The following is a 13,377-nucleotide window of genomic DNA, read 5'->3' as shown; positions in this document are numbered from 1 at the left end:
TTATCGCGCCAGCAAATAACATTCCGTAGGCCGCTCGACTAGAGCCGGGACCAATGCTGGCGCCATCACTTTGCCGGGAGTTGTCCCGCCTGTGGAAGCTGGCCGGCCGCGGCAGCCTTTTGACGGTTGGCCTCGTCGTGCCAGCGAACGGCTTCCTTCGCCTCGATACGGGCGCGTTTGCGATGTTTGCCCTGAGCGAACCAGGTGGCCGCAGACCCCAGCAGTACACCAAAAATGACCGCCAGAAACAGGAAAACGAAAAATGGCGCGGTGAAGGACAGAACGCCGTCTTCCGGTCGGAAGGGGTTGAGCGCCAACGTCACGGACTGACGATTGGCGACACACAGGATGACGAGGATGATCGCCAGCGGAAGCAGGATGATGAGGTTGATGATTTTTTTTGACATCCGAAAATACTCCATCGCCGCGAGGAAGGCCGGCTCCGTTTCAGTCGCCGGCGTCAAGAACGATCAATCGTCCTCTTCGTCACCCATTCCGGGGTTCAGGCGTTCACGCAGTTCCTTACCCGTCTTGAAGAAGGGCACCCATTTTTCCTCGACGAAAACCGACTCACCCGTGCGCGGGTTCCGGCCCGAGCGCGACGGACGGTTTTTCACCGAAAACGCGCCAAAACCGCGGAGCTCAACACGATTTCCTGCCGCCAGAGCGTCGGTGATTTCATCCAGCACCGCATTGACGATGTTTTCCACGTCACGGTGATAAAGGTGCGGGTTACGCGCAGCAACGATCTGCACCAGTTCAGATTTGATCACGGTTGCCCCCTGAAAGAATTGGATTTTTAACGCGGCTCAACCTGCCAAACGGAAACAAGACCGTCAAGAAACAACTTGTCCGTACCGAGCTGGCCAGGCCCTGCGAAGGGAATTAAATCGTCATATCCCAGAAACTTCGCTATTTGCGCAACACTGAAAAGCGCGAAAGGCGAATTGGAGGACGGCGCACGCCATTCGACAATCGGCAAATCCTTTGCCACACCGCGGGTTTCGAAATAGGTGCGAATTTCCTTTTCGCCGCCGAGCGTGTCGACCAGCCTGTTGGCAAGAGCCTGACGGCCGGTATAGATCGATCCATCAGCCAGTTTCAGCACATCCTCGCGTGGCAGTTTGCGGCGATCTGCCACAAGGTCCACAAACCAGCCATAGCTGTCCATCACCATGGCGCGGATCATCGTCTTTGCTTCTTCCGGCGCCTCGTGGAACGGTGAAGGCTCCGCCTTCATCGGCGACGACTTGATTTCCTGCAACGAGACGCCGAGCTTGTCCATCAACTGGCCAAGTTGGGGATATTGGAAGATCACGCCGATCGAACCGGTGATCGAGGTTTCGCCGGCAACGATGACATCGCCCGCCGATGCGATCATGTAACCTGCGGAAGCAGCGAGCGTGCGCACATCCGAAACGACCGGCTTCTTTTCTGCGACCCCTCGAATGGCCTTAAAGATGCGCTCACCGCCATAGGTGGTGCCGCCTGGCGAAGAAATCGACACGATCAGTCCTTTGACATTGTCGCTCTTGGCGATCCTGTCGAGCCGCTCGAGAAGTTCGGTATTGTCGGTGATCAGGCCAGAGACCTCGACGCGGGCAATATGGGGCTTCGCACTCTGCTGCGGTCCATCCCAGAAAAAACGGTAGAGGCCGAAGAAACCGGCAACGAGCAGAAGAACGGCGGCAATCCGCCAGAAAGTCAGCTTGCGGCGCAACCGCCTGCGATCCGCTATCGCCATATTGTCCATAAAAACCTCTGTCATCCGCTCTTGCGCTTCAGGCCACATGGTTCTTCTAACGCGAAGCCGCAAGGAAACAATAAGGAAACCAGAATTACGATAAAATTCGCATTTCCCTTGCACCTTTCCAGACAAAAACCATATTGGCAGGACAAAGCACTCGTGCCAAAGACATTTAGATAGAGACACAAGCTTCAATTGTGCGCCTGAAAGGCGCCGAGAAGCATTCCGGACCCGCTCTTATGCTCGAAAGACTCCGCGAACCCGCGCCAGCATTTCCGCTGCCCAATGACCAGAACGGCGCTTACGGGCGTGCGCTCCGGCATTCAGCGCGTGTGAAACGGCTGAAAATCATTCTGCCGCTCGGGGCGGCAATCGTTTCGCTTGCCTTCATCGCTGTCTCGGTTATCCGAACCTGGGCGCCTGAAGAAGTCTCCCTCGAAAGCGCGAGGATAGAAGACGGCAAGATCGTGATGGAAAAACCTGCCGTTGCGGGCCGCAACGAGAAGGGAATCGATTACTCCATGAACGCCGACCGCGCGTTGCAGGACATTGCCAACCCCAATCTGATGACGCTCGAAAAGGTTCTGGCGGCGGTTCCGGTAAACGACAGTGTCGCGCAGGTGATCGCCCAGGAAGGCATTTTCGACCGCGCCACGAACAAACTAAAGATGACCGCCCCTTTTGACATCAATCTCAGCAATGGCATACAAGCGAAATTCCAGTCTGCGGAAGTCGATCTGAAGGCCGGGAAAATGAGCAGCCAGCAGCCGGTTTCAATCAAAACAAACGACGGCTCGATTGTTGCGCAATCGATTGACATCGCCGATAATGGCAAGACAATTACATTTTCGGGGCAGGTACGGGCACGTATCGCTGCATCCAATATCAAAAATGAAGGCAAGTGAGAGCCCGGTCCAGATGATGCAAATTTCCCGTCCCGTTTTCCTTGGCAAATCCGCAGGCTTAACAGCCGCAGGTCTTGTTTTTTCGTGTCTTGCAACTGTGGCTTTCGCCCAGAACACCACCAGCAACATGCAGGGTGTCAAGCTTTCCGGCGATCAGCCGATTGCGATTGAAAGTGACCAGCTCGAGATTCGCGATCAGGAGCGCAAGGCATATTTTACCGGCAACGTGAAGGTTGTGCAGGGAACGACCACCCTGCAGGCCGGCAAGATGACGGTGAATTACAAGGGCGAGGGTTCCTCGCTCACCAGTGGCGACGCCAACATCGAAAAAATCTTCGTGGACAATAATGTCTATCTGACGTCCGAGACCCAGAAGGCGACGGCCGATCACGGCGAATTCGACATGGCGGCGCAGACCTTCATTCTGACGGGCAAGCAGGTCGTGCTGTCCGAAGGCACCAATGTCTTCACCGGCTGCAAGCTCACTGTTCTGATGAATACGGGACAGGCCAAGCTCGAAAGCTGCGGCGGTCCTGTCCGGATCATGCTCGATCCGAAATCGCAGAAGAAACAGTAGTCTTTCCTCGTGAAGATACCCTCGATCTCAAAAATATTCGGCGGCGGGCGCCACCGATCCGCGGACGCCGCCTCACCGGCGGACAAGACCCCCTATCAGGGCACGCTGATCGCGCATGGTTTGACCAAGACCTATAATACGCGTCGCGTGGTCAACGGTGTTTCGCTGGTCGTTCGTCGCGGCGAGGCCGTGGGCCTGCTCGGGCCGAACGGCGCCGGCAAAACCACCTGTTTTTATATGATCACGGGCCTGGTTCCGGTCGATACCGGCAAGATCGCCATCAACGGCAATGATGTGACCACCATGCCGATGTATCGGCGCGCCCGTCTCGGCGTCGGTTACCTGCCGCAGGAAGCCTCGATCTTCCGCGGGTTGACCGTGGAGGAGAACATCCGCGCCGTACTGGAAGTGCACGAGCCGGACGCAGCCAAGCGCAACCGCAAGCTCGATGAGCTGCTGGAAGAATTCCATATCGCCCAACTGCGCAAGTCGCCCGCCGTGGCGCTTTCGGGTGGCGAGCGCCGCCGTCTGGAAATCGCACGCGCGCTTGCGACAGATCCGACCTTCATGCTGCTCGACGAGCCCTTCGCAGGCGTCGATCCGATTTCGGTCAGCGACATCCAGAATCTGGTAAGGCATCTGACAGCGCGCGGCATCGGCGTTCTCGTCACTGATCATAATGTCCGAGAAACGCTTGGCCTCATCGACCGCGCTTACATCATCCATGCAGGCGAGGTGCTGACGCATGGACGTCCCGACGATATCGTCAACAATCCGGATGTGCGTCGCCTCTATCTCGGCAATAATTTCAGCCTGTAAGCTGTAGGGCGCGAAAGATTTTTCATCGCGCCCTGCCCTGACGCTTGACCAAACAAAATAAAAAAGCAATTTTTGGGCCAAGTTCTGTCGTCTCGGTAAAATTTCTGGAAAATCTGGCGACGGAGAAGCTGTAAAGGGAGTTTCGCGTTCGCCATGGCATTGTCTGCCAGCCTTTTGCTGCGTCAAAACCAGTCTCTCGTGATGACACCGCAACTGATGCAGTCCATCCAGCTGCTTCAGATGACGCATTTTGAGTTGACGCAGTTTATCGCGCAGGAGGTGGAACGTAATCCGCTGCTGGAAATTGCGGCAAACGATGGCGATTTGAGCAATGACATGCCGGCGGAAGCCGACAATTTCGGCGACAGCGATGGTGACGGCGCGGGAAAATCCCCCAGCGTGACCGCGGATAGTGAAGACTGGTACGGGGATCGCGCCGCCAATCTTGGCGAGCAACTCGACACGAGCTTCGAAAACGTCTTTCCCGACGATGGCGAGCCGAGAAAGGCCGATGCGCCCGAACTGGCGAGCCAGTGGAAATCGATGCCGGGGCAGGAATCCGGCGAAAGTTACGATCTCGATGACTTCGTCGCTGCAAAACAGAGCCTGGGCGACCATCTCAGTCAGCAATTGCCGCTCTCCATCTCTTCCCCCGAAGACAGGATGATCGCCGATGTGCTTATCGGCCAACTCGATGAGACCGGCTATATCGCCGCAGACGCTGTCGACGAGGTCGCCGAGCGGCTGGGAGCGGCTCCTTCGACTGTCGAGCGGGTCTTGAAGACACTCCAGGGCTTCGATCCTCCCGGCGTATTTTCACGTTCACTGAGCGAGTGTCTGGCGATCCAGCTCGCGCAGAAGGACCGGCTCGACCCGGCCATGCGGGCTTTCATCGACAATCTCGAGCTTCTGGCGAAGCGGGATTTCGCCTCCTTAAAGAAACTCTGTGGGGTCGATGAGGAAGACCTGCTCGACATGCTGGCGGAAATCCGCACGCTCAATCCACGCCCCGGTGCAGGCTACGATTCAGCGGTTTCGGAGACCATCGTTCCCGACATCATCGTTCGTCCCTCCTCTTCCGGCGGCTGGCTGGTGGAAATCAATCCCGAGACCCTGCCACGCGTGCTCATCAACCAGAGCTATTTCGCCGAAGTCTCGAAACACAAGGCTCGCGCAGGAGAGGACCAGGACTTTCTGGCTGAATGCATGCAGACCGCCCATTGGCTGACCCGCAGCCTCGACCAGCGCGCCCGGACGATCATGAAGGTTGCGACGGAGATCGTGCGTCAGCAGGATGCCTTTCTCCTCAATGGCGTGGATCACCTGCGGCCGCTGAACCTGAAGACGGTTGCGGACGCCATCAAGATGCACGAATCCACCGTCAGCCGCGTGACATCAAAGAAATACATGCTGACGCCACGCGGGCTGTTCGAGCTCAAATATTTCTTCAGCGTATCGATCAGCGCTGTGGAAGGCGGTGACAGCCATTCAGCGGAAGCAGTTCGTCACCGCATCAAGGCCATGATTGCGCAGGAAGCGGCTGATGCGGTGCTTTCCGACGACGATATCGTAGACAATCTAAAGAAGAACGGTATCGATCTCGCCCGCCGCACCGTCGCCAAATATCGGGAGGCGATGAACATCCCCTCCTCCGTGCAGAGACGCCGGGAAAAGAAGGCTCTTGCCAGGTTGTCCGCCTTCTGAGCGATGAACCCGATCACGTTTATGGCGGTTTTTTGCCGCACCATTGACTCTTGTCGCGGCAAGGGCTAGAAGCCCGCCGCACACGTAAGCAAGGTCATTTGTAACGGATTCATCTCCACCGTCCATGGGCGTAAAATTCGAATGAGGGCTTTTTAAGGTCTTCGAAACGCTTGGATGCGCGCGCGGCTTGACGTAAGCTGGTACTCGCAAATCACTACAAAAAGGAAAATTTCCATGAGTGTGCGTGTATCTGGTAAACATATGGAGATCGGTGAATCTTTCCGTCAGCGGATTGAGGACAATATAGGTCTGGCGGTTACCAAATACTTCGATGGGGGGTATTCAGGCCAAGTGACCGTAGAGAAGTCCGGATCGCGTTTTGCGGCCGATTGCAAGCTGCATCTCGATACGGGCGTTGTATTGCATGCGGCGGGTCAGGCGAATGATCCGCAAGCGAGCTTCGATGCCGCCGCCGAGCGGATCGAAAAGCGCCTGCGTCGCTACAAACGCAAGCTCAAGGACCATCACAATGGTGCGAACGGCGTGTCGCAGGAAATCGCCTATACGGTGATGGATGCTATTCCCGATGAGGACCACGAGGTCCCCGAAGATTACGCACCCACCATTGTGGCCGAGAGTTCGAAACAGATTAAGACCATGTCTGTTGCCAGTGCCGTAATGGCGCTCGACATGACCGACGAACCGGTTCTGCTGTTCCGCAGCCCGGGCAAGGAATATCTCAACATCGTCTACCGGCGTCACGACGGCAATATCGGCTGGATCGACGCGGAAACGATCAAGAGCTGAACAGTCTGACAAGACGTGGAAGGCAGGACGCGAAAGTGCATCTGCCTTCCGCCTCGTCTCGATGGCATGAAGGAAAAAGAGAATGGCGTTGGCAGATTTGCTGCAACAAGATGCGATTATTCCCGCCCTCAAGGTGAATTCCAAAAAGCAGCTGCTTCAGGAGCTGGCCGCAAAGGCAGCCAGAATTACCGGAGTCTCGGAACGGGAAGTGTTCGACGTCATCCTCCAGCGTGAAAAGCTCGGCTCCACCGGTGTGGGCCACGGCATTGCCATTCCCCATGGCAAGCTCAACAGCATCCAGCAGATCACCGGTGTTTTCGCACGTCTTGAAACGCCGGTCGATTTCGAAGCGCTGGACGACCAGCCTGTTGATCTGGTTTTCCTGCTGCTGGCGCCAGAAGGTGCCGGCGCCGACCATCTGAAGGCACTTTCACGCATTGCGCGTGCCCTGCGCGACCCTGAACTGGTGGCCAAGCTGCGTGCTACAGATTCCGATACGGCGATCTACGCCTTCCTTAATCAGGAACAGGCAACGGCTGCCTGACGACAGGCCTTCTTTTCCCAGTGAATGGCAATAAAAAACGCGCCCTGAAGGCGCGTTTTTCGTTACGTCGGCACAGATGGCCTCATGCGTCTTTTTCGTTCACGGATGCGGTGCCCGGTTCGGCCGAGGCAGCGGTTTCCGCCTTCGGGCCGCCCTTGGAGACACCGACCATGGCGGGGCGCAGAACGCGGTCGCCAATGGTGAAACCGGCCTGAATTACCTGCAATACGGTATTGTTGGGAACCGTCGTGTTGGGAATCTCAAACATGGCCTGGTGGAAATTCGGGTCGAACTTCTGGCCTTCGGCATCGATCTTCTTCACGCCATGGCGTTCCAGCGTCGACAGCATCGAGCGCTCGGTCATTTCGACACCTTCGATCAAACCATTCAGACCGGCTTCGCCATTGGTCTTGAGCTCAGCAGGAATGGCCTCGAGAGCGCGGCGAAGATTGTCTGAAACCGCCAGCATGTCGCGGGCAAAAGCAGCCATGGAATAGGTCTTGGCATCCTTTACGTCGCGTTCCGTGCGACGACGAAGATTATCCATTTCCGCGGCAAGGCGCAGGAACTTGTCGCGCAGGTCGGCATTTTCCGCCTTGAGCGCTTCGACCGGATCGGGCTCCGCCGTTTCAGCCTGTTCTTCGCCTGCCTGAACAGGTTCGACAAACTCTTCCGCGACGTCCGCGTCAGGTCCGGGCTTTTTTGTATCGTCGGTCATGACGTTCTCCAGATTAGACTGTTAGTGGTTGCGCCCGATATCGAGCTTTGGCGGGCAAAAATCAAGGCTTGCGGCGAAAAGCTTGCCGCATTCTCGTTCCTTGCCGGCTTGTCTATCTCTGTTTGCGGGAAAGGCGGGCCATGATCTGCGCGGTGTAATCCACCATAGGCACGATACGGGCATAATTCAGCCTGGTGGGCCCGATGACGCCGACCGCACCAACGACACGATTGTCCTCGTCACGATATGGCGCGACGATGAGCGAGGAACCCGACAGCGAAAAGAGCTTGTTTTCCGAACCGATAAAAATCCTCACTCCCGACCCACTTTCCGCGAGGTTGAGGATTTCAATGAGGTTTTCCTTACGCTCCAGATCGTCAAAGAGCAGGCGAACACGATCGATGTCTTCCTCGCCGGCCAGTCCCTCCAGCAGGTTGGACCGTCCGCGAACGATGAGACGACCAAGCTTGCCGTCCTCGCTATCGCCCGCCCAGACAGCCAGACCGCGTTCGATGAGATCCTGTGCCAGCGTGCCGAGTTCGGATTGCAGCTCCGCCTGCTGTTTCTGGAACTGGCCGCGCAATTCCTGCAGCGTCTGGCCGGACAGATGGGCATTGATGAAATTCGCAGCCTCGGTCAACTGTGACGAAGAAATGCCAGTCGGTAACTCTATGATGCGATTCTCGACCTGATTATGATCACCCACCAGCACGGCGAGCGCCTTGGTGGGTTCGAGCCTGATGAATTCGACATGCTTGAGCACCACATCGTTCTTGGCCGTCAGCACCAGGCCTGCGCCCCGCGACATCCCGGACAACATGCGGCTCGCCTCCGTCAGCAGCCCTTCCAGCGATTGCTCGTGACCGGCGACCGGCCCGATCTGACGATCGATGCTTGCGCGTTCCTCCGCGGGCAGATCGCCTACCTGCATGAAGGCATCAACGAAAAAGCGCAACCCAGTCTGGGTGGGAAGGCGCCCAGCGCTGATGTGAGGGGAATAGATGAGGCCCAGTTCCTCCAGATCGCTCATGACGTTCCGGACGGAGGCCGGTGAAAGCGACATCGGCAGCAGCCGCGACAGGCTGCGTGAGCCCAACGGTTCGCCGGTATCGAGATAACCTTCGACGATGCGCCGGAAAATTTCCCGCGACCGTTCATCGAGAAGCGATGCCTGATCTTTTGAAAGCGGTGCAGAAAAGCCCATTCGTCCGTTCTTTGTCGTCCATATCCTGTCTGCCATCAATATAATGCGTCGCGCGGCCGCGGCAAAATGGAAATTGGCTTTGCAAAAGCCAGGACCTCGCCTTAGAAGGCAGGGACCAACATGGAGAGTGGATCATATGCGGCCTTCAGGCAGAAAAACCGACCAGATGCGCAAGGTTTCCTTCGAGCGCAATTTCTCGAAACATGCCGAAGGCTCCTGTCTCGTGAAATTCGGCGACACGCATGTGCTCGTCACCGCAAGCCTCGAAGAAAAGACGCCGCCGTGGCTGCGCAACAGCGGCAAGGGCTGGGTTACCGCAGAATATGGCATGCTGCCGCGCTCCACCCATGAACGCATGAAGCGCGAAGCTGCTTCCGGCAAGCAGGGCGGCCGTACGCAGGAAATCCAGCGCCTCATCGGCCGCTCGCTGCGCGCCGTCGTTGACCTGCAGGCGCTCGGCGAACGCCAGATCAGCATCGATTGCGACGTCATCCAGGCCGATGGCGGTACCCGCACCGCCTCCATTACCGGCGCGTGGATCGCGCTGCACGATTGCTTGAAGTGGATGGAAACCCGCAACATGATCAAGGTCGAGAAAGTCCTGAAGGATCATATCGCGGCGATCTCCTGCGGTATATTCGCCAACCAGCCGGTTATCGATCTCGACTATCTCGAAGATTCCTCCGCCGAGACCGATGCGAATTTCGTCATCACCGGCTCGGGCGGCATCGTCGAGGTTCAGGGTACTGCTGAAGGCGCGCCCTTCTCCGAAGAAGAATTCCTGACGCTGCTCGGCCTGGCCAAAGCCGGCTGCAGCGAATTGGTCGCCCTTCAGAAACAGGCCATCGCCTGAGCCGACAGGAAAGCGTGATGCGCAAGCTCGATACCAGAACCATCGTCGTCGCCAGCCACAACAAAGGCAAGATTGCCGAAATTGCCGATCTCATCGGCCCTTTCGGCTTTTCCGCCAAGTCGGCGGCTGAGCTCAACTTCGAAGAGCCGGACGAGACAGGTACGACCTTCGAAGAAAATGCCGCCATCAAGGCGCTTGCCTCAGCGAAGGCATCCGGTCTTCCGGCTTTGTCCGACGATTCCGGTCTGGTTATCGACGCGCTTGACGGTGCGCCCGGTGTCTACACCGCCAATTGGGCGGAGACGGCCGACGGCACACGCGACTTCGCCATGGCGATGCGGAAAGTTGAAGATGCGCTGGCCGAGCACGGCGCATCGAAACCGGAAGATCGCACGGCCCGCTTTGTCAGCGTGCTGTGCCTGGCCTGGCCCGACGGTCATGTCGAGTATTTCCGTGGCGAAGTGGAAGGCACTGTCGTCTGGCCACCGCGCGGAACGAGCGGATTTGGCTATGATCCGATCTTCAAACCCGAGGGTTACGACACCACATTCGGTGAGATGACCGCGGACGAAAAACACGGCTGGAAACATGGCGACAGCTTTGCGCTATCGCACCGTGCCCGTGCGTTTAAAAAATTCGTAGAAACCTGCCTGGAGGCATGAACCCGATGGTCGGGGAGCACCAACTTTCTGCCCCCGGCGCATCGCTTCTGCCGGATACGGGCGATCCCGGTTTCGGGATTTATCTGCATTGGCCCTTCTGCGCGGCCAAATGCCCCTATTGCGATTTCAACAGCCATGTCCGCCACCGGCCGGTAGATCAGGAGCGGTTTACGGCTGCCTTCCTGCGTGAAATGGAACATATGCGGTCGCTGAGCGGCCCGCGCGTCGTCACCAGCATCTTCATGGGCGGCGGCACGCCATCGCTGATGGACCCGCAGACAGTCGCAGCACTTCTTGATGGCGTCTCGCGCTTCTGGCATGTGCCGGATGGCATCGAGATCACCATGGAAGCCAATCCTTCGAGCGTCGAGGCAGAGCGGTTTCGCGGTTACCGGGCGGCGGGCGTCAACCGCGTCTCTCTCGGTGTGCAGGCGCTGAATGACCGCGACCTGAAATTCCTCGGACGGCTGCATGATGTCGCTGACGCCCTGAAAGCCATCAGGCTGGCGCGTGAGATTTTCCCGCGTATGTCCTTCGACCTCATCTATGCCCGCCCGAACCAGACGGTGGCGGAATGGGACGCCGAGCTGAAGGAGGCCGTCTCCTATGCCGTTGACCATCTGTCGCTCTATCAGCTGACAATCGAAGAGGGCACGCCCTTCTACGGCCTGCACAAGGCCGGCAAACTCATCGTGCCAGATGGCGAGCATTCGGCCGTGCTTTATGAAGCCACTCAGGAAATCACCGAGCGTTACGGCATGCCGGCCTACGAGGTTTCCAACCATGCCCGGCCCGGTGCTGAAAGTCGCCACAACCTCACCTACTGGCGTTATGGCGATTACGCGGGCATCGGTCCTGGCGCGCATGGGCGCCTGACGCGCGGCTCCTCCAAGCTCGCAACGGCGACCGAACGCCACCCTGAGACCTGGCTGGAAACCGTTGAGCGGGAAGGCCACGGCATGATCGATCAGGAACTCCTCGGCGTCGATGAACAGGCCGACGAATTGCTGCTGATGGGCCTTCGCCTGCGGGAAGGCATCGATCTCGCCCGCTGGAGCGATCTTTCCGGACGCGACCTCGACCCGGAAAAGGAAGAGTTTCTTCTCCAGCACGGCTTTGTGGAGCGGCTCGGAAACTCCCGGCTGCGCTGCACCCCATCGGGCATGCTCATTCTGGACGCCGTCGTCGCCGACCTCGCCTGCTGACACCCGCGCATCCGGCTTTAGTCATCAAACAAGAAGAGAATAAAAAAGCGGCCCGGAGGCCGCTTTTTTCATGCGTTGTTTTCGTTGATCAGGCGCTTCAGCAGTTCGACCTCATGACCGAGCTTGGTATCGCCGGAGATCAGCTCCTCGATCTTGCGCACCGCATGCAGAACCGTGGTATGGTCACGTCCGCCAAAACGGCGGCCGATCTCCGGGAAAGACCGCGGCGTCAGCATCTTCGCCAGATACATGGCGATCTGGCGTGGCTTGACGATGACTCGGGTGCGGCGGTTGGACACCAGTTCCTGCCGCGACACGTTGTAATGCTTGGCGACGATCCGCTGAATATCCTCAATACGCACGCGCTTGGCCTCGCCCGTGCCGACGAGATGCGACAGTAGTTCATCGACCCGATCGACCGACAGATTCGGTTCGAAAGAGCGCCGGAACATCAGCTGGTTGAACGCACCCTCAAGTTCGCGACCGCTCGCCGTAACGCTTTTGGCGACATGGGTCAGGATTTCGTCCGAAATATCAAAGGAAGGATCTTCCTGACGGGCCGAACCGAGGCGGCGGTTGAGCATTTCATAACGCATGTCGTAATCGGGCCCTTCGATCTCGATGGCCATGCCGCCCTGAAGGCGGGAGCGCACGCGCGGATCGAGCGATTCCAGTTCCCATGGAGCGCGGTCAGCCGCAACCACGACCTGCTTGGCGCTGTCGAGCAGCATGTTCAGCAGGTGGCAGAATTCGTGCTGGATCATCTTGCCCTGCAGAAACTGCATGTCATCGATGACGAGCAGATCGATATTGCGCAGCGTATCCTTCAGCGTCAGAGCGTCATTGTCACGGATCGCGGTTGCGAAACGCCACATGAAATATTCGGCCGTCAGATAAACCACGCGCGGATTGCGCGGGCTGTCGATGGCCGCATTCGCGATGGCCTGCAGAAGATGTGTCTTGCCGAGGCCCACACCCGCATGGATGAACAGCGGATTAAAACGCACGGCGCCAGCGCCGGCTTCTGCGATCGTCTTTGCGGCTGCAAGCGCAACACGGTTGGAGGAACCTTCTACAAACGTCTCGAAGGTGAAACGGGTATCCAGCGGTGACCCGAACAGCGGACCGGAGCCTCCCTGACGCAGGGTTGCCTGCGCGGCCACGGGCTGCGCAGAAGGCGCCGCCGCGGGCTGCTGCGGGACAAAAGGCTTGTTGCGCTGAACCGCCCCGATTTCCTGAGCGGGCTGTGTCCGCTCCTCAGCCTGGGCCGGGCGCACCGGACGGCTGGCCGAGCGGACCAGAATCTCCACCTTCAGCACATCCGGATCCTCGCTCTGCACGAGGCTGGTGATCAGGTCCATATAACGGTTATTGATCCAGGACTTCAGAAAGGTCGTCGGAACGGTAAAACGAACGACGCTTTTTGAAACGGAATGGAGTTTCAGCCGTGCAAACCAGCTCGCATAGACTTCCGGACCAACCTGTGCCTTGAGCCGCGCGCTAAAACGTTCAAACAGCGCATCATGCTTCATTGCCGATTTGTCCCCTGCCGCCTCTGAGCAAGCTGCATCACATGCCTTTGGTGCGCGGTCCCCATCAGCCACCGCACCCATCGCCAAATTCAATTGCATA

15 protein-coding genes are annotated in these 13,377 nt (G+C 58.0%); 9 read left to right on the top strand and 6 right to left on the bottom strand.

Going from position 1 to position 13,377, the window contains the following annotated elements:
• Positions 1-65 precede the first annotated feature (65 nt).
• The 3 genes from ACZ47E_RS00075 to sppA all read right to left on the bottom strand — a co-directional run bounded on the left by ACZ47E_RS00075 (position 66) and on the right by sppA (position 1,753).
• A complete protein-coding gene (locus tag ACZ47E_RS00075) occupies positions 66-407 on the bottom strand; it encodes a LapA family protein (protein WP_004439562.1) in 342 nt (113 codons plus the stop codon).
• Between the two features lie 63 nt (positions 408-470).
• On the bottom strand, positions 471-773 hold the full coding sequence (locus ACZ47E_RS00070; protein ID WP_003493505.1) for an integration host factor subunit beta: 303 nt from the start codon (positions 771-773) through the stop codon (positions 471-473).
• Positions 774-799: 26 nt separating this feature from the next.
• Positions 800-1,753 (bottom strand): signal peptide peptidase SppA, encoded by a 954-nt coding sequence (sppA, locus tag ACZ47E_RS00065; protein WP_044459981.1) that lies wholly within the window; start codon positions 1,751-1,753, stop codon positions 800-802.
• Positions 1,754-1,986: 233 nt separating this feature from the next.
• Here sppA and lptC point away from each other — a divergent pair, with 233 nt between their 5' ends.
• The 6 genes from lptC (at position 1,987) to ptsN (ending at position 7,103) form a co-directional block, all read left to right on the top strand.
• Entirely contained in the window at positions 1,987-2,652 is a 666-nt protein-coding gene (gene lptC, locus ACZ47E_RS00060) for an LPS export ABC transporter periplasmic protein LptC (protein ID WP_006698894.1), read from the top strand.
• A gap of 13 nt (positions 2,653-2,665) precedes the next feature.
• Complete coding sequence (locus tag ACZ47E_RS00055; protein ID WP_004439544.1) at positions 2,666-3,229, top strand: LptA/OstA family protein; 564 nt, start codon at positions 2,666-2,668, stop codon at positions 3,227-3,229.
• A 9-nt stretch (positions 3,230-3,238) separates the two neighbouring features.
• Complete coding sequence (gene lptB, locus ACZ47E_RS00050) at positions 3,239-4,048, top strand: LPS export ABC transporter ATP-binding protein (RefSeq protein ID WP_004439542.1); 810 nt, start codon at positions 3,239-3,241, stop codon at positions 4,046-4,048.
• Positions 4,049-4,201: 153 nt separating this feature from the next.
• A complete protein-coding gene (rpoN, locus tag ACZ47E_RS00045; protein ID WP_072493870.1) occupies positions 4,202-5,752 on the top strand; it encodes an RNA polymerase factor sigma-54 in 1,551 nt (516 codons plus the stop codon).
• A gap of 234 nt (positions 5,753-5,986) precedes the next feature.
• Positions 5,987-6,559, top strand: a complete 573-nt coding sequence (hpf, locus tag ACZ47E_RS00040) for a ribosome hibernation-promoting factor, HPF/YfiA family (protein WP_003520085.1) — start codon at positions 5,987-5,989, stop codon at positions 6,557-6,559.
• Between the two features lie 82 nt (positions 6,560-6,641).
• Entirely contained in the window at positions 6,642-7,103 is a 462-nt protein-coding gene (ptsN, locus tag ACZ47E_RS00035) for a PTS IIA-like nitrogen regulatory protein PtsN (protein WP_004439537.1), read from the top strand.
• An 82-nt stretch (positions 7,104-7,185) separates the two neighbouring features.
• Here the strand turns inward: ptsN and grpE are convergent, their stop codons facing one another.
• Together grpE and hrcA are read right to left on the bottom strand one after the other, a co-directional pair.
• A complete protein-coding gene (grpE, locus tag ACZ47E_RS00030; protein ID WP_022555501.1) occupies positions 7,186-7,821 on the bottom strand; it encodes a nucleotide exchange factor GrpE in 636 nt (211 codons plus the stop codon).
• Positions 7,822-7,933: 112 nt separating this feature from the next.
• Positions 7,934-9,025 (bottom strand): heat-inducible transcriptional repressor HrcA, encoded by a 1,092-nt coding sequence (gene hrcA, locus ACZ47E_RS00025; RefSeq protein ID WP_022555500.1) that lies wholly within the window; start codon positions 9,023-9,025, stop codon positions 7,934-7,936.
• 136 nt (positions 9,026-9,161) lie between these two features.
• On the opposite strand from hrcA, the gene rph reads away from it, so the two are divergent.
• From rph to hemW, 3 genes are read left to right on the top strand one after another with little or no spacing between them, the layout of a single operon-like run.
• Entirely contained in the window at positions 9,162-9,878 is a 717-nt protein-coding gene (rph, locus tag ACZ47E_RS00020; RefSeq protein ID WP_003503798.1) for a ribonuclease PH, read from the top strand.
• A gap of 17 nt (positions 9,879-9,895) precedes the next feature.
• Complete coding sequence (rdgB, locus tag ACZ47E_RS00015) at positions 9,896-10,540, top strand: RdgB/HAM1 family non-canonical purine NTP pyrophosphatase (RefSeq protein WP_004439530.1); 645 nt, start codon at positions 9,896-9,898, stop codon at positions 10,538-10,540.
• Between the two features lie 5 nt (positions 10,541-10,545).
• The gene (gene hemW, locus ACZ47E_RS00010; protein ID WP_035206815.1) at positions 10,546-11,745 is read left to right on the top strand and encodes a radical SAM family heme chaperone HemW; all 1,200 of its coding nucleotides are present in this window, start codon (positions 10,546-10,548) and stop codon (positions 11,743-11,745) included.
• Between the two features lie 68 nt (positions 11,746-11,813).
• Here hemW and dnaA read toward each other — a convergent pair whose 3' ends face one another.
• A complete protein-coding gene (dnaA, locus tag ACZ47E_RS00005; protein WP_006699682.1) occupies positions 11,814-13,277 on the bottom strand; it encodes a chromosomal replication initiator protein DnaA in 1,464 nt (487 codons plus the stop codon).
• Positions 13,278-13,377 lie beyond the last annotated feature (100 nt).

The organism is Agrobacterium sp. 5Ca39 (genome assembly GCF_055382365.1).
Note: the sequence above shows the minus strand (reverse complement) of the source record. Positions and strands in the feature narration are given on the sequence as shown.

What these genes read in the sequence shown, in the direction of transcription:
- ACZ47E_RS00075 (WP_004439562.1), bottom strand. Translation starts at nt 407, where the DNA reads ATGTCAAAAAAAATCATCAACCTCATCATCCTGCTTCCGCTGGCGATC.
- sppA (WP_044459981.1), bottom strand. Translation starts at nt 1,753, where the DNA reads ATGGACAATATGGCGATAGCGGATCGCAGGCGGTTGCGCCGCAAGCTG.
- lptC (WP_006698894.1), top strand. Translation starts at nt 1,987, where the DNA reads ATGCTCGAAAGACTCCGCGAACCCGCGCCAGCATTTCCGCTGCCCAAT.
- ACZ47E_RS00055 (WP_004439544.1), top strand. Translation starts at nt 2,666, where the DNA reads ATGATGCAAATTTCCCGTCCCGTTTTCCTTGGCAAATCCGCAGGCTTA.
- rpoN (WP_072493870.1), top strand. Translation starts at nt 4,202, where the DNA reads ATGGCATTGTCTGCCAGCCTTTTGCTGCGTCAAAACCAGTCTCTCGTG.
- hpf (WP_003520085.1), top strand. Translation starts at nt 5,987, where the DNA reads ATGAGTGTGCGTGTATCTGGTAAACATATGGAGATCGGTGAATCTTTC.
- ptsN (WP_004439537.1), top strand. Translation starts at nt 6,642, where the DNA reads ATGGCGTTGGCAGATTTGCTGCAACAAGATGCGATTATTCCCGCCCTC.
- grpE (WP_022555501.1), bottom strand. Translation starts at nt 7,821, where the DNA reads ATGACCGACGATACAAAAAAGCCCGGACCTGACGCGGACGTCGCGGAA.
- hrcA (WP_022555500.1), bottom strand. Translation starts at nt 9,025, where the DNA reads ATGGGCTTTTCTGCACCGCTTTCAAAAGATCAGGCATCGCTTCTCGAT.
- rph (WP_003503798.1), top strand. Translation starts at nt 9,162, where the DNA reads ATGCGGCCTTCAGGCAGAAAAACCGACCAGATGCGCAAGGTTTCCTTC.
- rdgB (WP_004439530.1), top strand. Translation starts at nt 9,896, where the DNA reads ATGCGCAAGCTCGATACCAGAACCATCGTCGTCGCCAGCCACAACAAA.
- hemW (WP_035206815.1), top strand. Translation starts at nt 10,546, where the DNA reads ATGGTCGGGGAGCACCAACTTTCTGCCCCCGGCGCATCGCTTCTGCCG.
- dnaA (WP_006699682.1), bottom strand. Translation starts at nt 13,277, where the DNA reads ATGAAGCATGATGCGCTGTTTGAACGTTTTAGCGCGCGGCTCAAGGCA.